19 protein-coding genes and 1 tRNA gene are annotated in these 18446 nt (G+C 61.2%); 8 read left to right on the top strand and 12 right to left on the bottom strand.

Translation table 11 applies throughout. The annotated features are described in order from the left end of the window. Positions 1-49: 49 nt before the first annotated feature. The 7 genes from VFG26_RS16970 to VFG26_RS16940 all read right to left on the bottom strand — a co-directional run bounded on the left by VFG26_RS16970 (position 50) and on the right by VFG26_RS16940 (position 6462). Complete coding sequence (locus VFG26_RS16970) at positions 50-1549, bottom strand: SAM-dependent methyltransferase (RefSeq protein ID WP_325027218.1); 1500 nt, start codon at positions 1547-1549, stop codon at positions 50-52. 434 nt (positions 1550-1983) lie between these two features. Next, positions 1984-3582 carry a TIGR01244 family sulfur transferase gene (locus VFG26_RS16965; protein WP_325027217.1) on the bottom strand — a complete coding sequence of 533 codons (1599 nt, stop codon included), beginning with the start codon at positions 3580-3582 and terminating at the stop codon, positions 1984-1986. A 28-nt stretch (positions 3583-3610) separates the two neighbouring features. Next, positions 3611-4504: an MBL fold metallo-hydrolase gene (locus VFG26_RS16960; protein ID WP_325027216.1), complete on the bottom strand. Its 894-nt coding sequence runs from the start codon at positions 4502-4504 to the stop codon at positions 3611-3613. 21 nt (positions 4505-4525) lie between these two features. Then, positions 4526-4978, bottom strand: coding sequence for a DUF6691 family protein (locus VFG26_RS16955; protein ID WP_325027215.1), 453 nt, complete (start codon positions 4976-4978; stop codon positions 4526-4528). Then, a complete protein-coding gene (locus tag VFG26_RS16950) occupies positions 4975-5406 on the bottom strand; it encodes a YeeE/YedE family protein (protein ID WP_325027214.1) in 432 nt (143 codons plus the stop codon). Before VFG26_RS16950 ends, VFG26_RS16955 begins: the two co-directional genes overlap by 4 nt. A gap of 160 nt (positions 5407-5566) precedes the next feature. Beyond that, positions 5567-6232, bottom strand: a complete 666-nt coding sequence (locus VFG26_RS16945) for a Crp/Fnr family transcriptional regulator (RefSeq protein ID WP_325027213.1) — start codon at positions 6230-6232, stop codon at positions 5567-5569. 154 nt (positions 6233-6386) lie between these two features. After that, positions 6387-6462 (bottom strand) — tRNA-Ala (locus tag VFG26_RS16940). 157 nt (positions 6463-6619) lie between these two features. Between VFG26_RS16940 and VFG26_RS16935 the strand changes: the two genes are divergently transcribed. The 3 genes from VFG26_RS16935 (at position 6620) to folD (ending at position 8169) form a co-directional block, all read left to right on the top strand. Then, on the top strand, positions 6620-6910 hold the full coding sequence (locus tag VFG26_RS16935) for a YggT family protein (RefSeq protein ID WP_325027212.1): 291 nt from the start codon (positions 6620-6622) through the stop codon (positions 6908-6910). Positions 6911-6972: 62 nt separating this feature from the next. Further along, a complete protein-coding gene (locus VFG26_RS16930; protein WP_414653328.1) occupies positions 6973-7257 on the top strand; it encodes a DUF167 family protein in 285 nt (94 codons plus the stop codon). A 24-nt stretch (positions 7258-7281) separates the two neighbouring features. Continuing rightward, positions 7282-8169, top strand: a complete 888-nt coding sequence (folD, locus tag VFG26_RS16925; protein ID WP_325027210.1) for a bifunctional methylenetetrahydrofolate dehydrogenase/methenyltetrahydrofolate cyclohydrolase FolD — start codon at positions 7282-7284, stop codon at positions 8167-8169. 17 nt (positions 8170-8186) lie between these two features. Here folD and VFG26_RS16920 read toward each other — a convergent pair whose 3' ends face one another. Both VFG26_RS16920 and VFG26_RS16915 read right to left on the bottom strand, forming a co-directional pair. After that, positions 8187-8483, bottom strand: a complete 297-nt coding sequence (locus VFG26_RS16920; RefSeq protein ID WP_325027209.1) for a KTSC domain-containing protein — start codon at positions 8481-8483, stop codon at positions 8187-8189. Further along, positions 8480-10009: a YifB family Mg chelatase-like AAA ATPase gene (locus VFG26_RS16915; RefSeq protein WP_325027208.1), complete on the bottom strand. Its 1530-nt coding sequence runs from the start codon at positions 10007-10009 to the stop codon at positions 8480-8482. The genes VFG26_RS16920 and VFG26_RS16915 overlap by 4 nt, the downstream gene beginning before the upstream one ends. A 419-nt stretch (positions 10010-10428) precedes the next feature. Here VFG26_RS16915 and VFG26_RS16910 point away from each other — a divergent pair, with 419 nt between their 5' ends. Continuing rightward, the gene (locus VFG26_RS16910) at positions 10429-10890 is read left to right on the top strand and encodes a hypothetical protein (RefSeq protein ID WP_325027207.1); all 462 of its coding nucleotides are present in this window, start codon (positions 10429-10431) and stop codon (positions 10888-10890) included. Positions 10891-10916: 26 nt separating this feature from the next. Here the strand turns inward: VFG26_RS16910 and VFG26_RS16905 are convergent, their stop codons facing one another. The 3 genes from VFG26_RS16905 to VFG26_RS16895 all read right to left on the bottom strand — a co-directional run bounded on the left by VFG26_RS16905 (position 10917) and on the right by VFG26_RS16895 (position 14806). Beyond that, a complete protein-coding gene (locus tag VFG26_RS16905; RefSeq protein WP_325027206.1) occupies positions 10917-11414 on the bottom strand; it encodes a hypothetical protein in 498 nt (165 codons plus the stop codon). Between the two features lie 22 nt (positions 11415-11436). Next, on the bottom strand, positions 11437-12390 hold the full coding sequence (gshB, locus tag VFG26_RS16900; protein WP_325027205.1) for a glutathione synthase: 954 nt from the start codon (positions 12388-12390) through the stop codon (positions 11437-11439). A gap of 172 nt (positions 12391-12562) precedes the next feature. Beyond that, entirely contained in the window at positions 12563-14806 is a 2244-nt protein-coding gene (locus tag VFG26_RS16895; protein ID WP_325027204.1) for a primosomal protein N', read from the bottom strand. Between the two features lie 101 nt (positions 14807-14907). On the opposite strand from VFG26_RS16895, the gene fsa reads away from it, so the two are divergent. The 4 genes from fsa to VFG26_RS16875 all read left to right on the top strand — a co-directional run. Then, positions 14908-15564, top strand: a complete 657-nt coding sequence (gene fsa, locus VFG26_RS16890) for a fructose-6-phosphate aldolase (protein WP_325027203.1) — start codon at positions 14908-14910, stop codon at positions 15562-15564. A gap of 15 nt (positions 15565-15579) precedes the next feature. Then, entirely contained in the window at positions 15580-17001 is a 1422-nt protein-coding gene (locus tag VFG26_RS16885) for an FAD-binding oxidoreductase (RefSeq protein WP_325027202.1), read from the top strand. Positions 17002-17082: 81 nt separating this feature from the next. Then, entirely contained in the window at positions 17083-18054 is a 972-nt protein-coding gene (locus VFG26_RS16880) for a tyrosine recombinase XerC (protein WP_325027201.1), read from the top strand. A 29-nt stretch (positions 18055-18083) separates the two neighbouring features. Continuing rightward, the coding region (locus VFG26_RS16875; RefSeq protein WP_325027200.1) for a TraB/GumN family protein at positions 18084-18446 on the top strand (363 nt) is incomplete at its 3' end.

Below are 18446 nucleotides of genomic sequence, written 5' to 3'. Positions count from 1 at the left end.
TGAAACGCGTCAAGGCGCGTGAACCCCTCGACCATTCCGAAGCATTAGCTCAGCTCATATACAGGCGACGGTCTTTCAGCGCGCGAAGGCTGCGGTAATGCTGCAGATCTGTCTCGGATACCAATTCTGGCTCAGGGAGAACTGCAACGAACTGTTCCAAAGAGTAGGAACCGCTAATATCGATTCTTGGTAATGCAAATCGGTCTGTCCCGTCACTGAGATATGCCGCGACAGCATTCTCGTAGCCGGCATCGGCGACAGCGCGACGTACCTCCGGGTTCTCATCCCCATAAGGGTAACAGAAGGACGTGACAGCCTGTCCTGTTTTCGAGCGGATGATCTCTCCACAACCGTTCAGTTCTTCGAACAATTGTCTTTGGTTCAGGAGGGACAGGCGCCGATGACTGCAGCTATGGGCACCAAAAATTACGCCCTCATCGCTGAGTTTGGAGACTTGGTCCCAAGATAGCAGCGGGGCGGGAACTCCATAGGATGCATCCCAGTCCGATCTTCCACCGACGAAGTCGGTGGGGAGATAGACCGTCGCCGATAATCCGTAGCGACGCATGATAGGCCAAGCTTCCTCGAGGAAATCGAGGTAGCCGTCATCAAAAGTCAAGGCAATCAGCCGGCCGGCCTTCCCGTCTTTCTCTGCAGGGCACTGGTAGCTTGCACTCGCCTCATCCACGGAGACGGTGCGATAACCGTGACGATGCAAGAACTGCATCTGACGGGCGAACATTTCGGGTGTCACACGATACGGCGCAAGTTCAGTTGGGCCGTCAGACGCAATGCGATGATACATCAAGATTGGAATGTTCCGCGTACGATAACAATGGCGCGCCTCTGAGTCGACGACGGCGCAACCGCCAATCTTCAATGCGGGATGGGCGAAGGTCGTATTTTCTTCTATCACTTCGAGTGCGGCCGTGCATCGATCCCTCCACGCGCGGCGTGCTCTGGTTTCGACCTTCTTGAACCGCTGGATCCGATAAGGGGGTGTGCGCAATTCGCAAGAAAACTCAAACTGTGGAAGGCTAGCAAAAATTTGCCCAATGAACTTCGCGCCGAACGAGGCAAAGTCAAATCCTGTCGAGTCGGGGTCATCGGCAACCGCGTTCGCATGAGCTAAAACAAGGCTGCCGCCAGGTCTTAGAAGCGAGCCAATTCGCTCAGAAAAGTCCTGTAGCGCATTGCTGTCCTGCAGGTAGTAGAGAATTTCCGAACAGACAATCAGGTCGAATTCACCCCTTGGAAGCGAAGCAGAGATATCGCACCAAGCGAACGAGACATTCGACAGTCGCGCACAGCGTTCTCGTGCACGCTCAATCGCAACCATCGAAATGTCAGTCGCAAGAACCCGCTCGGCGCGCGCGGACAGCATCTCAGTGAATATACCTTCAGCGCAGCCGAGCTCTAATGCGTCTTTAGCGATATCCTCCGGTAGGAGCTTCAGTGTGTGTTGGTACTTTTCCTGCTCATACTGGCTTAGATCGTTACAAGTGCCGGCCTTCTGAAAGACAGCATCCCATCTGGCACTCTCTTCCAAGCTCCTAAAATACCGTCTTATGCTTCCAGCGTACATGGTTCGCGCCCCCTGACTTTGAACACAACACGACCGGCTGAGTGCGGCGGCACTCTACAAAAGCGTTTCGTTCCGCATCTGTTTTTACGCGACGGTCGATCATGCAGAAGCTTTGCGGAAAGCAGGCTCTTCGATTGACCGCGGACGAGACAAATATGTCTTCGGCCAGATGTGCAGGACTCGGGCGGCCAAAAGTAATTGAGATTTCGAGTATATTGACTTCAGGTCTTCTAAAATATCGTCAGCAATGGATGCGTACAGGTATACTTTCACGAACGCAGAGCCGCTCTTGATATTTCATACCTGACTGGCTTATCCCACATTAAATCCGCATACGGACGCTTCACATTCAGTGGCGCGTTAGATCGCTCCACAATGCGTGTCGCCATTCGCGATGATCAGCTGACGGCCTTCGGCTTGGCCATCCATTCGCGGCCTTTCAGCATGGCTTGCCAATAGATCGGGGGAAGAATTCGCTCTTTCAGAAGCCACGCCAGCCGGGACGGCTTTGTACCGTCGATGAGCCAAGGCGGAAAACTGGACGCGATCTTTCCGCCGTATGTGAACTCTGCCAGCACGACCTTGCCGCGCTCCACGATCAGTGGGCACGATCCGTAGCCATCGTAGGCGTACACCGAGGGACGCTGGCCCTTGTCGAAGAGCAGGTTCTCCGCCACGACGGGTGCCTGCTTTCTTGCTGCGGCGGCTGTCTTGGCATTCGGCGTGTTTGTTACGTCTCCGAGGCCATAGATGTTGGCGTAGCGCTTATGGCGGAGCGTTGTCTGATCGACATCGACCCACCCGGCCGTGTCTACGAGCGGGCTCGCGCGAACAAAATCCGGTGTCGTTTGCGGCGGCGTAACGTGAATCATATCGAAGCGTGCTTCGACGGTTGCGACGCTCCCGTCCGAGCCGGTCTTCTTGAAGAATGCGGTTTTGCCGGGCCCATCAATGGCGACGAGGTTGTGATGAAACTTCAGCGCCGCATCGTAGCGTTTGACGTAGTCCATGAGCGCCGGAACGTAATCGGCGACGCCGAACAAGACGCCGCCAGCATTGAAGAACTCAATGTCTATTTTGTTGAGGACGCCTTCGCGCAACCAATGGTCGGCTGAAAGGTACATCGCTTTCTGTGGGGCGCCGGCGCACTTGATCGGCATTGGCGGCTGGGTGAAGAGAGCGCGGCCTGACTTCATCGCGCGCACCAGTTCCCATGTGTAGGGAGCGAGGTCATAGCGGTAGTTAGAGGTCACGCCGTTTTTGCCCAGCGTTTCGGAGAGGCCCTCAATAGCGCCCCAGTCCAGCTTGATGCCGGGACATACGACGAGATGGTTGTAGCGAACGCCAGCATGGCCGTCGGCGACGAGCGTGTTGTTGTCCGGGTCGAATGCCGTGACGGCAGCCTTGATCCAGTTGACCCGGCTCGGCAGGACCGCAGCCATAGGCTTAGCGGTTGACGCAGCATTGAAGATGCCGCCGCCGACCATCGTCCAGCCAGGTTGATAATAGTGGGTCTCCGCAGGCTCGATGATGGCGATGTCGAGATCGCGATTGCGGCGAAGGAGGCTTGCCGCAACGGCTGCACCGGCGGCGCCGCCTCCCACAATGACGATGTCGTGGCTTGCTGCTGGTTTGCCGATTGCCGTTGAGCGCGATGCAGCTTCGCCCCTCTGCTGCGCTAGCGACCACAGCTGAGCGGAGCGTGATCCACTCCGGCAGTAGGCGAGAACAGGTTTGGGCAAATCGCTGAGCGCCGCCGTAAATTGCGCCAGATCTAACTCCGAAATTTTGCCCGGAATGACGGGCACGTAGCGCGAACGCAGTCCCGCGGCCGTGGCTGCCTCTTCGATTTCTGCGAACGACGGCTGGTCCGCGCCTTCGCCATCAGGGCGATTACATATGATGGACCGGAAGCCTTGAGCTGCGATGTCAGCCATATCCGTGGTGCCGACTTGAGGGGCGACGGATAGATCGGGTGTCAGCTGCTTAACTTGCATCCTGTAACTCCGGAACGTCGTGAGCAGGTCAAAGCTCGTTGATTGGCACTTTCAGGTGCCGCTTGCCCGTCTCGTCGGGCTCGGGAAGATTGCCTCCCCGCATGTTGACCTGGATGGATGGGATGATGAGCCTCGGCAGGTCGAGCGTCGCGTCGCGTGCCGTTCGCATCTTGACGAATTCGTCTTCGCTCACGCCGTCGTGCACATGGACGTTGTTGGCACGCTCTTCAGCGACCGTCGTCTCCCACTTTATCTCGCGTCCGCCCGGCGCGTAGTCGTGGCACATGAAGAGCCGCATCTCCGGCGGGAGCGCCAGCACGCGTTTGATTGAGCGATAGAGCACATGCGCATCTCCGCCCGGAAAATCCGCGCGCGCCGTTCCGCCGTCCGGCATGAAGAGCGTGTCGCCGACGAAGGCGGCGTTACCGATCACGTGGGTCATGCACGCAGGCGTGTGGCCGGGCGTCAGCATCGCGAACGCGGTCATCGAGCCGATCTGATATGTGTCGCCGTCTTTAAATAGGCGGTCGAATTGGCTGCCGTCGCGCTGGAATTCGGTCCCTTCGTTGAAGATTTTTCCGAAGACCTGCTGCACGATCTTGATGTTCTCGCCGATACCGAGTTTGCCGCCGAGCTTGCTCTGGATGTAGGGCGCCGCCGACAAGTGGTCGGCGTGGGCGTGCGTCTCGATCAGCCAGTCGACGTGGAGCTCATGATCTTTGACAAACTTGATGATCTTGTCCGCAGATTCATAGCTGATCCTTCCCGCGGCGTAGTCGATGTCCATGACGCTATCGATGATCGCGCACGCGTTCGACTTTGGATCCTTGACGACGTAGCTGACGGTGTTGGTCTGCTCATCAAAAAATGCGGTGACCTCGGGCTTCACGCTCAGGTCAACCGGATGCGGGATGGAATTCATAAAAACTATCTCCTGGGTCTCTCAATTTTCGGGTGCCGGGCGCGAGCTGATGGTGGAGCGCCTCGGCGAAGTGATGCGGCGGGCCATCGCCATGCCGGCAAGCATTGCCGCCGTGAATATGAGTGCTGGTGCGATGCCAAGAGCCGATGCGGCGAGCGCCGGGCCGGGGCAAAAGCCAGCTAATCCCCAACCAACTCCGAAGACGGCCGCGCCGCCAACACGGCGCGCATCGATCATCGTTGATTTGGGCAGTTCGAATTTCCCGCTGAACATGGGGTGACCGCGGCCAAATGCGAGGCGATAGCCAGCAGCGGTGACGACAACCGCAACTGCCATGGTTATCGCGAGGCTCGGGTCCCAGTTCCCTGCAACATCGAGGAAGCTTAGAACTTTGGCCGGGTTAATAAGGCCCGAGACAACGAGCCCAGCGCCAAAGATGAGCCCGGAGGCAAACGCGATGAAAACTTTCATCATGCAATCCCCAAAATGTGACGCGTTACGAAAACCGTCGCGAGGCCGAAGAGCATGAACGTCGCCGTCGCGATCAAGGAGCGGGGCGACAAGCGGGCTGTGCCGCAAACACCATGGCCGCTCGTGCAGCCGCCGCCGAGCACAGAGCCTAAGCCGACGAGGAGGCCGGCCGCGATGAGCAGTCCCGTCCCTGCCGTCTCCGTGATCTCGATTGTCTCCCCGCTGAGGGCCTGCCAAAGCCAGGGCGCCGCGAGCAGTCCGGCGAGAAAGGCGATCCGAAGAGACCAGTCACTGTCTTCGTAGGGCGGCAGCAGGCGGGACACGAAGCCGCTGACGCCAGCGATGCGGCCGATCCCAAGCATCAGAAGGCTGGCCGCGAGGCCGATCAATAAGCCGCCAAGGGCTGCGGTTAGAGGTGTGAAATTCGTCATAGCTTGTCTCGCTCAGAGCCGCCGAAGCGGCTTGCTTTTTGATCCGGATTGGACCCTCGGCATGTGGTCGTCTCATGCGCCCATGCTCAGGATCGAAATTCTAGAGGTACGCTTACCCCGAGAGCGGTCCTGCGGTCTGTGACCTAGTCACAAACCAAAGTCAGGGTGCGGCGGCGAGCTGGCGAAGGGCCTCCGGACGGGCCAAGTCGATGGCGCCACGCGATGTCGTGATCCACCCCCGCCGCTGGAACTCGTTGAGCTGACGACTGACGACCTCGCGCGCGGTTCCGAGTTCGGCTGCGAGCTGCTGATGGGTCGAGTCGATATGGCCTTTGCCGCTGCCCAGCTCCAGAAGCTTCTGCGCTAGCCGCACGTCGATACGGGAGAATGCGACTTCATCGATGACGCGGAACAGGTTCGTTATACGTACGCTGAACGCGGTGAACACGAATTTCCGGAAGGTGGCCGAGCTCGCGATCAGGTCGTCGAAGGTGCCGCGCGGAACTGCGACGGCCTCGACGTCGGTCTCAGCGATGCCTTCCGCTTGATATTCCTCATACCCCATCAGACACGCCGTGGTCAGCGCGCAGCTCTCGCCGGCCGACACACGGTAGAGCACGATCTCCCTGCCTGTGTCGGAAACCTGCTGGACTCGCACGACGCCTTCAAGCAGCAGCAGGTAGGCTTCCGGCGCCTGTCCCGGGCCGAAGATTCGCGTGCCCGCGGCAAGCCGCACGACCGTGCTCGTCTCGACGAGCCGCCGTGTGATGGCAGGCTCGAGCTGTTTCAATCCGGGGAATGCGGCTATCCAATCCGTGGCTGTCATCAGCCCTCTGCCGATCGCACCTAGGTGGATTTCTGGATATTGCAGCACAGGTTGTAAGTGGATCCAACCCGGCGAATGGCGGCTTGCAATGGCCAAGCCTGCCAGGCTGTCGCTGGCGTTCTGCCAATTCAACGATTGCAAATGCTTAGGGCATTGGTGGAGCCGAGGGGAATCGAACCCCTGACCTCTGCAGTGCGATTGCAGCGCTCTCCCATCTGAGCTACGGCCCCAGGTGGCCCCGATTTAGGGTTGGGGCCCATTTGTTGTCAAGAAAGCGGCGCATCCGCCGGCACCCGCAAGGCCCCCTGTCCTGCAACCTTATCACTACTTGCGGCGCGCTGGCCGTCGGGGCTACATGGCGCGAGGCGCACAACTGCGGGACGGCGAATGCTCGAGCTTTTGCAATTTATCAGCTATCTCATCACTCTTTACACTTACGTCGTCATCGCCGTCGTAATCGTGAGCTGGCTCATGGCCTTCGGGGTCATCAATGCCTACAACCCGATGGTGCGCTCGATCTGGCAGGGGTTGAACGCGGTGACCGAGCCGTTGCTTCGCCCCATCCGGAACGCCCTTCCGAACATGGGCGGGCTCGATATTTCGCCCGTCATTCTGCTGCTCGCCTGCTACTTCATTCAGAGCGTCGTGCTGCCGAATATCGCCAAGGCGATCGTGTGATCCGCCGCGACGCGGCTCAGCCGGCGGGTCGCAAGGCTTGGCGGCATGGGAGCGCGTGCGTCATTGCGCTCTTTCGTTTGACGCCAAAATCTTCCAAAGAGGCGATTGACGGCATCGTCGAAACCCCCGACGGTCCGGCCTTCCAGGCGCGAGTGCGCGCACTTCCCGAGGATGGAGCCGCCAACCGGGCGCTCGAAGAGCTGGCCGCGCGCTGGCTCGGCGTGGCGAAAAGCTCGGTTTCGCTGGCATCCGGGGGCAAGTCGCGGCTCAAGTCCTTGCGGATTTCCGGAGATCCGGAGGCGGTCGAAAGGCTACTGCAGGAACGAAGCGACGGTTTGAGAAAATAAGGGAACGAGGAGGAAAGACGGGAAATGTCCGTGGCGAAAATCATCGATGGCAAAGAGATTGCGGCGAATGTCCGCGCTGAGGTCGCGGCCGAAGTCGCGCGGCTGCAGAAAGAGCATGGCATCAAGCCCGGACTGGCCGTCGTGCTCGTCGGCGAAGATCCGGCGAGCAAGGTCTATGTCGCCAACAAGGCCAAGCAGACCGTCGAAGTCGGCATGAACTCGTGGGAGCATCGCCTTCCCGCCGAGACGCCGGAAGCCGACGTGCTGGCGCTCGTCGAGAAGCTCAACAACGATCCGGCCTGCCACGGCATCCTCGTGCAGTTGCCGCTGCCCAAGCACATCAACGCCGAGAAGGTGCTGAACCTCATCAGCCCCGATAAGGACGTCGACGGCTTCCATCCGGTGAATGTCGGCCGCCTTTGGGTTGGCGAACGCGCGCTGGTACCGTGCACGCCGACGGGCTCCGTCATTCTGGCGAAGACCGTTCAGCAGAACCTTTCGGGCCTCAACGCCGTTGTCATCGGCCGTTCGAACATCGTCGGCAAGCCGGTCGCGGCGCTGCTGCTTCGTGAAAACTGCACGGTGACGATTGCGCACTCGCGCACGAAGAACATCGAAGAGGTCGTCCGCGGCGCGGATCTCGTGATCGCTGCCGTCGGCATTCCGGAGATGGTCAAGGGCAGCTGGATCAAGCCCGGTGCGACCGTCATCGACGTCGGCATCAACCGCGTTCCGTCGGAGAACGGCAAGACGAAGATCGTGGGCGACGTCGCGTATGAAGAGTGCGCGAAGGTTGCCGGTGCGATCACGCCGGTTCCGGGCGGCGTTGGTCCGATGACGATTGCGTGTCTGTTGCGGAACACGGCTCAGGCAGCCGCGATGCAGGCGGGTGTGAAGTCGGTATTCGGCTGAGCCTTACGGCCTGACACTCAGTGAATTGTGCGCCGGGACTTTCGGGTTCCGGCGCTTTTCTTTGCGCGGGACGAAGGCTTTCGCACACGCTCTTCGCACATGTATTTGGCGCGGATGCGCTTCTTGAAGTAATCGCCAACGGAGGCCGCTTTGACGAGGCCTTCGTATTCGCGATCAGGCACTTCGAAGTACGTGAAGCAGGTGCCGTCGGAAAAGACGATGTCGAGCGTCTTGTTTGTACGATCGTACTCCGCGGCTCGAATAATTGATGAGTTTCGAAATTCCATGCGCTTCACCATTCCTTGAAAATTCAAGCTGCTCTCAGCTGCCGCAATGTCTCTCCTCGATAGCTCAGCGCCTCCGCGACGTGCGCGCGGGATACCGTGCCACAACGCTCCAGGTCCGCTATTGTTCGTGCGACTTTAAGGGTGCGATGAAAGCCCCGCGCCGATAGACCCAGGGTTTCGGCTGCATGGCGTAGCAATGTCACGCCTGCCTCGTCAGGCATAGCAGTTTGTTCAAGTAGGGTTGCCGAACAATCGGCATTGGTGCGGACGCCTCTGGCGCCCAGCGCTTCGAAGCGTGCGCGCTGGCGTTCGCGCGCTGCCGCAACGCGCGTGCGGACTTCCGCGCTTCCCTCTGAAGGAGACGGCAGCACGAGATCTGCCGCAGATATGGCGGGAACCTCGATCTGCAGATCGATGCGATCGAGAAGCGGGCCGGATACGCGCGCCTGATAATCTCCGGCGCAACGCGGCCCGCGGCGGCAGGGCTCGCCGGGATTGCTGCCTCCGCATTTGCACGGGTTCATCGCCGCAATCAGCTGAATGCGCGAGGGATAGGAAATGCGGTGGTTGGCGCGGGCGATGACGGTTTCGCCCGATTCCAGCGGCTGGCGCAGCGCATCGAGCACGTTCGGCTGGAACTCGGGCAGCTCATCGAGGAAGAGCACGCCGTGGTGGGCGAGGGACACTTCGCCGGGCCTTGGCCGCGAACCGCCGCCGACGAGCGACGCCATGCTCGCTGAATGATGCGGCGCGCGGAACGGACGTTCGACCGTGAGCTTACCGCCCATCAGCTCGCCCGCGAGCGAATGCACCATCGAGACTTCGAGGATCTCTTCGGGTTGTAGCGGCGGCAGAATGGAGGGCAGGCGCGAGGCCAGCATCGATTTGCCGGAGCCGGGCGGGCCGATCATCAAGAGGTTGTGATTTCCAGCGGCTGCAATTTCGAGCGCGCGCTTTGCCGTTTCCTGGCCTTTGATGTCGCGGAGATCAGCGGCGTAGTTCTGCGCGGGGAGAACATTGGGTTCGGGCCGCGACAGCGTCTGCGTGCCCTTGAAGTGATTGACGAGCGACAGCAGGTGGGGCGCGGCGAGGATGGCGATGTCCTCGCTTGCCCAGGCCGCCTCGGGGCCCGAGGCGGCGGGGCAGATGAGGCCCTTGCCGATGGCGTTGGCCCCGATGGCAGCCGGCAGCGTGCCCGGTACGGCCCGTATGGAGCCATCCAGCGCCAGCTCGCCGATGGCGGCGTAGCCCGCGATGGCGTCGGGCGCGATCGCCTCCATCGCCACCATCATCGCCAGCACGATGGGCAGATCGAAGTGGCTGCCTTCCTTGGGCAGGTCAGCGGGCGCCAGATTGACGGTGATGTGCTTGTAGGGGAGCCCCAGGCCGACCGCGTGAAGGGCGTTACGGACGCGCTCACGGCTTTCTGCGACGGCTTTATCGGGCAGGCCGACGATGGCGAAGGCGGCCGCCCCCGGCGTCACCCGAACCTGCACTTCGACGGGCCGGGCCTCGATGCCGATGAACGCGAGCGTGGAGATCTGACCGTACATTTGCTCCCCCTGAGAGGAGCTAATCACCGGAATGAGCCGAAGTCAAGAACGAAGAGGGAACGCCATAGATTGCACAAGCTCAACTTTTCAGCAGACGGCCTAAGTTCGCACGAGATCAATCAAACCTGACAAAGTATCGACCGCCGCGACCGAGGCATCCTTAGATCTTATTCTCTTGCGCAGATCTGTCCCCACTGGCTTCAGACAGATAAGGGCACTTCATAAAACGTCCCCAATACACATCCTGAATACAAGGGAAACGTCCGCCCTCTTACTAGAAGGAAGTGGTGAATTCTATGCCAGATGATTCTAAGGGGCCTATCGAGGTTGAACACAACGTCGCCCTAGGGCCCCTCACGCAAGCGGCCACAGTCAAATTGCGTCACCATAAGCGACTTCCCGACGAGCACCCATTTTACATGGCCATTGGGCGCGTCGCGTCTGAATGGGCCCATCTTGAGCACACGCTCGATCTTATTATCTGGGACCTAGCCGGGTGGAAGCTCAACATGCATCAGAGCGTTCTGGCTTGCATTACCGCTCAGATCATGGGCGTTGGACCCCGCTGCAAAGTGATCCAAGCTCTTGGCGAACTAAGAGAGTTGGATGACAGCGTTTTAAAACCCGCGCGCACGTTGATGAGTGATGCATATCCGGTAGCTGACTGGCGGGCTCGATGGGTACACGACCCGTGGTACATCGATGCAAATTCCGACGCTGTCGGCCAGTTTAGAGCGATGCCGAACGCCGATCGTCGATACGGGATAAAAGACATCGACCTTGATGACGTGACGAAGACGATAAAGGAAATTGGGGCGCTGCAAGAGCGGGCTAGCGCCCTGAGAAATTCTGTTCTAGCCGCGCTTGGGGCATACACATGAACGCGCGTTCGCGCGACTGCGCAGCCTCACCCCTTCGTCATCACGAGCGTCATTCCGATCAGGGATGAATTCGTGAACTGAATTTCGACGGCCTGTTTGTCTTTGTTGACGACGATGTCCATGTTGGCGGCGACGTCGCTGCTTTGAATGACGACGTGAAAGCCCTTCGGCGTCACCTCGCCGGTCAGGTCGCCTTCGAAATTGCGGATCGTCTCTTTCCAATGGCCCGAGAGCTTGCCGTCCGTTTCCTTCACATTACTGACGATCTCGACCGCGCCGCCGGGCGTCGCGCAGCGGATCGTCTGCTTCAGCTCGTCTTCGGCGTCAGTTAGGAGATAGGTCGCCCGGCATTTGACCTTCTCGGCCGGGCTCGCCTTGTAGCCAATCATGCCGGCGCCGGTCCATCGGCCGATGAGGGGCGCGAACGGCGAGGCCGTGACGGCGCTGGCTTCATTGCCGGCGAACACAACCGCTGCCAGCGCGCCGGCGATCGTGAGCGACTTCCACTTCGAAATGCCTGTCATGCTCTTCCCCCGTTGAGCGCGCTCACGAGCGCTGCTGCTGTCTCTGCTCTTCGATGACGTCCCAGATCATGGCGGCGATGTCGTTGCCGCCGAACGCCTTCACCTGGCGGATGCCCGTCGGCGAGGTGACGTTGATCTCGGTGATGTAGGGCCCGATGACGTCGATGCCGGTGAAGATCAGGCCGCGGCGCTTCAGTTCGGGCTTCAAGCGTTCGCAGATTTCGAGATCGCGATCGGTCAATGCGACGGGCGCGGCGGTGCCGCCCACGTGCAGGTTGGACCGCGTTTCCCCGGCTTGCGGCACGCGGTTGATCGCGCCTGCGATCTCGCCATCGACGAGGATGATGCGCTTGTCGCCGTCCTTCACCTCGGGGCGGAACTCCTGCACCATGAAGGGCTCGCGGAAGACCGTCTGGAAGAGTTCGACGAGGGAGCCCAGGTTGCCGTCCTCGGGCCGCAGGCGGAACACAGCGGCGCCGCCGTTGCCGTAGAGCGGCTTGACGATGATGTCTTTGTATTCGGCGCGGAACGCCTGCACGTCGGCGAGCGAGCGCGTGACGAGCGTCGGCGGCATCAGGTCGAGGAAGTCGAGCACGAACAGCTTCTCCGGCGCGTTGCGCACGCTTGCCGGATCGTTGACGACGAGCGTTTTCGGATGAATGCGCTCGAGCAGATGCGTGGTCGTGATGTAGCTCATGTCGAAGGGCGGGTCTTGGCGCAGCAGCACCACGTCGAGATCGCCGAGGTTTTCGATGCGCGGATTGGAAAGCGCGTGGTGCGCGCCGTGCTTGTCTTCGACCTTCAGCGTATGGCCGCGCGCTAAGAGCTTGTCGCCGCGCAGGCTCAGATCGAACGGCGTGTAGTAGAAAATATCGTGCCCGCGCTTTTGCGCTTCGAGAAGGATGGCAAAGGTCGAGTCGCCCGCAATGTCGATGCGGTCGATCGGGTCCATCTGGACGGCAATGCGGAGGGGCATGACGTGCTTTCGTGATGTATCGGCGTTTCATCAAGCCAGCGCATTGGCCCGCTGGCCTCTTCGTCGTTTAGACGATTTGCGGAGCGGGCGGAATGATGGGCTGGCGGGTCGCCTTGCTGGCGTGCCTCGTATGGCAAACATGCCGCAGAGTTCCTGGCGGCGGCCGCTTCCGTCAGAGGAAATTATAGGGGTCGATATCGACGGTGATCCGCACGTCCGACTTCAGTTTTGGAATGGTTCCAGCCCAGGCGCGGAGATAGCCCTGCAGATCGGCATCGCGCGGGGCTTTGACGAGAAGGCGCCAGCGGTGGCGGCCGCGTACGACGGCGATGGGCGCTTCGGAGGGGCCCAACACGGAGATGACGTCGCTTGGGGGCGCGCGGCGGGCGATCTCGCGGGCGACCTGTTCGGTCAGAGGTTTCTCGCGCGATGAGACGATAATCGCGGCGAGGCGGCCGTAGGGTGGCAGCAGTCCGGCCTGGCGGGTTTGGACTTCGTAATTGAGGAACGCGTTGCGGTCGCCGGCGACGATGGCGGTCATCACCGGGTGGTCGGGCGAATAGGTCTGCACGAAGCCGCGGCCGACGAAGCTCGTGCGCCCAGCGCGGCCCGTCACCTGATGCAGGAGCTGAAAAGTGCGTTCGGCGGATCGCGGGTCGGCGCCGTGGGCGAGGCCCAGATCGCCATCGACGACGCCGACGAGGGCGAGGCCCGGGAAGTTATGGCCCTTGGCGACGATCTGTGTGCCGATGATGATGTCGAACTCGCGGGCTTCGATACCGCGGATCATCTCGCGCATTTCGGGCAGACCCGGAATGAGGTCCGAGGAGAGGAGCGCGACGCGGGCATCGGGGAAGCGCTCGGCCACCTCTTCCTGCACGCGCTCGACACCCGGACCGCAGGCTACGAGCGAACCCGGCGCGGCGCACTTCGGGCACTTCTCGGGCAGCGACAGCGAGAAGCCGCAGTGATGGCAAGTGAGCTTCTTCTTGAAGCGATGCTCGACAAGCCAAGCTGTGCATTGCGGGCATTCGAGGCGATGTCCGCAGGACCGGCATAATGTTAGCGGGGCGTAACCGCGCCGGTTCAAGAAGAGCAGCGTTTGTTGGCCTTTTTCGAGCGTCTCGGTCATCGAGGCGACGAGGCGCTCGGCCAGCCACTTGCCGGGCGTGAGTTTTTCCGAGCGCAGATCGATCGCGCTCACGTCGGGCATTTGGACGCCCGAGAAGCGGCCCGGAAGAATGGCGTGGCGATAGCGCCCGATGAGCGCGTTCACATGGCTTTCGATCGACGGCGTGGCGGACGCGAGGACGACCGGAAACTTCCCGAGGTTGCCGCGCACCACCGCCATGTCGCGACCCTGATAGTGGACGCGGTCGTCCTGCTTGAAGCCCTGGTCGTGCTCTTCGTCGACGACGATGAGGCCCAGATCGCAGAACGGCAGGAAGAGCGCGGAACGCGCGCCGACGACACAGCGGACGTCGCCGCGTGCGACGCCCTTCCAGATGCGGCCGCGTTCGGCGGGGCTCAATGCGGAATGCCATTCGACAGGGGGCGCACCGAAGCGGCGCGCGAAGCGGTCGAGGAATTGGCTCGTCAGTGCGATTTCGGGAAGCAGGATCAGCGTCTGATGTCCAGCTTCGAGCGCGCGTGCCACCGCTTCGAAATAGACTTCGGTTTTGCCCGAACCCGTGACGCCATCGAGCAAGGTGACGGAGAAGTTATTCGCATCGACCGCGCTGCGCAGGCTTTCGACAGCACGCGTCTGATCGTCGGTGAAGCCGGTCGTGCCGTGACCGGCGTGCGGACGTGGGAAAACACGTTCGGGAATTGCCACTTCGACGAGCATGCCGGCTGCGGCCAAGCCATCCACCACACCCGTCGAGCAGCCAGCTAGATTGGCGAGATCGGACTTCGAGCGGATGAGGCCGTCGGCTGCGATTTCCATGACGCGGGTGCGCGCCTGGGTCATTTTCGGCGGCGGCGTCGCGCCTTCGACGATGCAAACGCCGAAACGGTGTTTAGGCGGCTCAAATGCGGCATCCGCACTCATCATCATGCGTGCGACCATGCCCAGGGGCGCCAATGTGTAGCGCGCGACCCATTCGGCAAAACGCATGGAAATTTCGGGCAGGCACGGTGCGTCAATCCGGCTGGTCAGCGCCTTCATCTTCTTGGGATCGACGGGTTTACCTTCGCCGCGAGGTGTATCCCAAACGATGCCGATGCGGGTTTGCGGCCCGAAAGGCACGAGAACAAAGGACCCAGGCGCGGCATCCATGCCATCGGGCACCAGATAATCGTAGGTCTGATCGAGGGCCACGGGCATGAGCACGGGCACGCTGCGAGAGGGCGCCGCGGCCTCCGAGGCGCCATTATCCAGGATTTGAAGCAGGCTATCCAAAGGGGCGTTCAACGGACTAGAAGCTTCCCAAGAATCGGTCGTGCTAGGTTTGCCCAGAAGTTGCGGCGCACCAAAGGCAGGGCCAGACTTAAGGACGAGGTGAGGAGAAAGAAATGAAATTCTTCGTCGACACCGCCGACGTGACCGAGATCAAGGAATTGGCGGCGACGGGCTTGCTGGACGGCGTTACGACGAACCCGTCTCTTGTCGCGAAGGCCGGCGGCGACTTCAAGGAAATGATCAAAGAGATCTGCACGCTCGTGCCGGGTCCGGTTTCGGCCGAAGTGGCGGCGACGGACTATGCCGGCATGCTGCAGGAAGCGGAAGTTCTGCGCAAAATCGCCAAGAACGTCACGATCAAAGTGCCGTTGACGCTCGATGGCCTCAAGGTCTGCAAGGCGCTGACGGGCGAAGGCACGATGGTGAACGTCACGCTGTGCTTCTCGGCCAATCAGGCGTTGCTTGCGGCGAAAGCCGGTGCCACGTTCGTATCGCCGTTCATCGGGCGTCTCGACGATATCGGGCTCAATGGCATGGACGTCATTCGCGAGATCCGGGCGATCTACGACAATTATCCCGATCTCTCGACGGACATTCTCGCAGCTTCGATCCGCACGGTGAACCACGTGAAGGAAGCCGCCATGATCGGCGCCGATGTGGCGACCATTCCGCCGGGCATTCTGAAGGCGCTCGTCAAGCATCCGCTGACGGACGCCGGTCTCGTCACGTTCGTCAACGACTGGAAGAAGACCGGCCAAAAGATCGTGTGAGGCAGGCACGAACACGTGCGCGAACCCTTATCCGAGGATCTGATCGAGCGCTTCGCACACATCGTCGGCGACGCGAACGCATTGACGCGCCCCGGCGATCAAGCGGCTTATCTCACCGAATGGCGGGATCGCTATTCGGGTAAGACGCCCGTTGTTCTGCGGCCCGGCTCGACCGAGGAAGTCTCGCGCATTTTGGCGCTGGCGTATGCGGAGAGCGTCGGTGTCGTCCCGCAGGGCGGCAATACGGGTCTCGTCGGCGGGCAGATCCCTTCGGTTGAGGGCAACGAGATCGTGCTTTCGCTCGGCCGTCTCAACAAGGTGCGGGATGTCGATGCGGCCGGCGGCACGATGATCGTCGAAGCCGGCGTCACGCTGCTCGGCGCGCAGAATGCGGCGACGGCGGCGGGCCGCATGTTTCCGTTGAGCCTGCCTTCCGAGGGCAGCGCGCAGATCGGCGGCGTGCTGGCGACGAACGCAGGCGGCACTGCGGTTCTGGCTTACGGCAATGCGCGCAGTCTGACGCTCGGGCTCGAGGCCGTGCTCGCCGATGGCCGCGTCTGGCATGGTCTGCGGCGGCTCAAGAAAGACAACACGGGTTACGATCTGCGCGATCTCCTGATCGGGTCGGAAGGAACGCTCGGCGTCATCACTGCCGCCTGCGTGAAGCTCTTTCCGGCGCCGGCGGAACGCGAGACCGCGATTGTCGCGCTGCAATCGCCGCAACAGGCGCTGAAGCTTTTCCGGCTGGCGGAAGCCGAGGCCGGAGGCGCGCTGACGGCGTTTGAGTTCTGGGCGCATCGGGCGCAGGCGTTCGCGCTCGATTACAGTCCCAATGTTCGCGATCCCTTCACGGATGCCTATCCGTGGTACGCGCTGATCGAGCTTTCGCACGGCGGCAGCGGCGCGCGCGTTTCCAACACGATCGAGCCCTTACTCACGTGCGCGCATGCGAAGGGCCTCATTCTCGATGCCACCATCGCGCGCTCGCTGCGTCAGGCGGAAGACTTCTGGCGGCTGCGCGAAGCGTTCTCAGAGGCGCAGAAGGGGGCCGGCGGCAGCATCAAGCACGACATTTCCGTGCCGGTCGCGCGCATTCCAGAGTTTCTCGAGCGGTCTGCGGTGGTGGTCGAGCGCATTTGCGCTGGCGCGCGGCCGGTGCCGTTCGGCCATTTCGGGGACGGCAACCTACATTACAACGTCAGCCAGCCCGAAGGGATGGATCGAGCGGCCTATCTGGCACTGTGGGAGACGATGTCGGAGGCGATCTTCGAACTCGTCACCGAACTCGACGGCTCAATCTCGGCCGAGCACGGCATCGGGCAGATGAAGCGCGAGGCGCTCGTCCGCTATAAATCTCAAGTCGAGATCGACATGATGCGAGCGGTCAAGCATGCGCTTGATCCGAAAGGGATCCTAAACCCCGGCAAATTGCTTTAGCGCGTAACGCGTTAAGCTTTCATTAACCAAAGCCGGTGGAGGCTCGGACGTTACGCTGACGCCGACGTGGGGGCATTTTTCTTGGCGCAATCGCTCGACGACATTCTGACGGCTGATGCCGAGTTGCCGCTGAGCGGCGATCTCAAAGTCGTCATGGCGGCGTGGCTCGATCATCTCATCGTCGAACGCGGGCAGAGCACGGCGACGCGGGAAGCCTATGAGCGCGATGCGCGTCAATTCCTGGCGTTTCTTAAATTGCATCTTGGTCATCCGCCGTGCCTTGCTGATCTCGAGCGGCTGGATGCGAAGACCATCCGGCTTTTTCTCGCGAACCGGCGCAAGGCGGGCGTCACCTCGCGGTCGCTGGCGCGGACGCTGTCGGCACTGCGTACGCTGTTCCGGTGGCTCGAACGCGAAGAAGCGGTGAAAAATCGGGCTGTCATGCAGGTCGCCACGCCGAAAATCCCGCATTCCATTCCGAAGCCGTTGACCGTTCAGGGCGCGGCGTCGCTCGTCGGACGAGAAGGAGGCGATGCCGAGGAATGGATCACCGCGCGCGATACCGCGGTGATGCTGCTGCTCTACGGCGCGGGATTGCGGATCAGCGAGGCTTTGAGCCTGACGCCGCGCACGGCACCGATCGAGGGTCGCGATATCATGCACGTGACGGGCAAGGGCGGGAAGCAGCGCCTCGTCCCAGCGCTCGCCATCGTCTCCGACGCCATCGGCAGATACATGCGGCTCTGCCCCTATCCACTCGAGCCCGATAAGCCTCTTTTTCGGGGCGCCCGGGGCGGGCCATTGTCGCCGCGGCTCATTCAGCTCGCGATGGAGAAATTGCGATACGAGTTGCAGTTGCCGGACACGGCGACGCCGCACGCGCTCAGGCATTCGTTTGCAACGCATCTCCTTTCTGCAGGTGCGGATTTACGCCAAATTCAGGAGCTTTTGGGTCACGCCTCGCTGTCGACCACCCAAGTCTATACGGAGGTCGACAGGGCGCGCTTGCTGGCTGTCTACGATCAGGCTCATCCGAGAGCAGCGCAACCCTGAAGCCGCTGACGCTTGTCACGAGTATTCCCATGCCGCCGCTTTCGTACATTCTTCGATATAGCCGCCAAACGCTCTACGCGCTGATATTCTTAGCGGGCGCCACGGCACCCGTGACGGCCGCCGAGGCGGATGCCCACTGCCAGGGCAAGGACATGCTGGCCGAGATGCAGGCCAACAAACCCGAGCTTTACGCAAAGGTAATGGCCGAGAGCGATCAGCTCTCAAACACCGAAGCCATGCTCTGGAAGATTGAAAAGCCGGGCTCCGGGCGATCCTACCTATTCGGGACGATGCACCTCAGCGATCCGCGCATCTCGCAGCTGAGCCCCGCCGCGAAGGCTGCGATCGCGCAATCGAAATCCGTGGCGCTGGAAGTTGCCGATCTTTCTCCT

Source organism: Hyphomicrobium sp. (assembly GCF_035687085.1).
Classification (GTDB): domain Bacteria; phylum Pseudomonadota; class Alphaproteobacteria; order Rhizobiales; family Hyphomicrobiaceae; genus Hyphomicrobium_B.
Note: the sequence above shows the minus strand (reverse complement) of the source record. Positions and strands in the feature narration are given on the sequence as shown.

Excerpts from the sequence above, each read along its gene's own strand:
- VFG26_RS16905 (WP_325027206.1), bottom strand. The coding sequence starts at position 11,414 with ATGACAGGCATTTCGAAGTGGAAGTCGCTCACGATCGCCGGCGCGCTG.
- VFG26_RS16910 (WP_325027207.1), top strand. The coding sequence starts at position 10,429 with ATGGCCATTGGGCGCGTCGCGTCTGAATGGGCCCATCTTGAGCACACG.
- folD (WP_325027210.1), top strand. The coding sequence starts at position 7,282 with ATGTCCGTGGCGAAAATCATCGATGGCAAAGAGATTGCGGCGAATGTC.
- VFG26_RS16960 (WP_325027216.1), bottom strand. The coding sequence starts at position 4,504 with ATGAATTCCATCCCGCATCCGGTTGACCTGAGCGTGAAGCCCGAGGTC.
- fsa (WP_325027203.1), top strand. The coding sequence starts at position 14,908 with ATGAAATTCTTCGTCGACACCGCCGACGTGACCGAGATCAAGGAATTG.
- gshB (WP_325027205.1), bottom strand. The coding sequence starts at position 12,390 with ATGCCCCTCCGCATTGCCGTCCAGATGGACCCGATCGACCGCATCGAC.
- VFG26_RS16935 (WP_325027212.1), top strand. The coding sequence starts at position 6,620 with ATGCTCGAGCTTTTGCAATTTATCAGCTATCTCATCACTCTTTACACT.
- VFG26_RS16955 (WP_325027215.1), bottom strand. The coding sequence starts at position 4,978 with ATGATGAAAGTTTTCATCGCGTTTGCCTCCGGGCTCATCTTTGGCGCT.
- VFG26_RS16950 (WP_325027214.1), bottom strand. The coding sequence starts at position 5,406 with ATGACGAATTTCACACCTCTAACCGCAGCCCTTGGCGGCTTATTGATC.
- VFG26_RS16945 (WP_325027213.1), bottom strand. The coding sequence starts at position 6,232 with ATGACAGCCACGGATTGGATAGCCGCATTCCCCGGATTGAAACAGCTC.
- VFG26_RS16915 (WP_325027208.1), bottom strand. The coding sequence starts at position 10,009 with ATGTACGGTCAGATCTCCACGCTCGCGTTCATCGGCATCGAGGCCCGG.
- VFG26_RS16965 (WP_325027217.1), bottom strand. The coding sequence starts at position 3,582 with ATGCAAGTTAAGCAGCTGACACCCGATCTATCCGTCGCCCCTCAAGTC.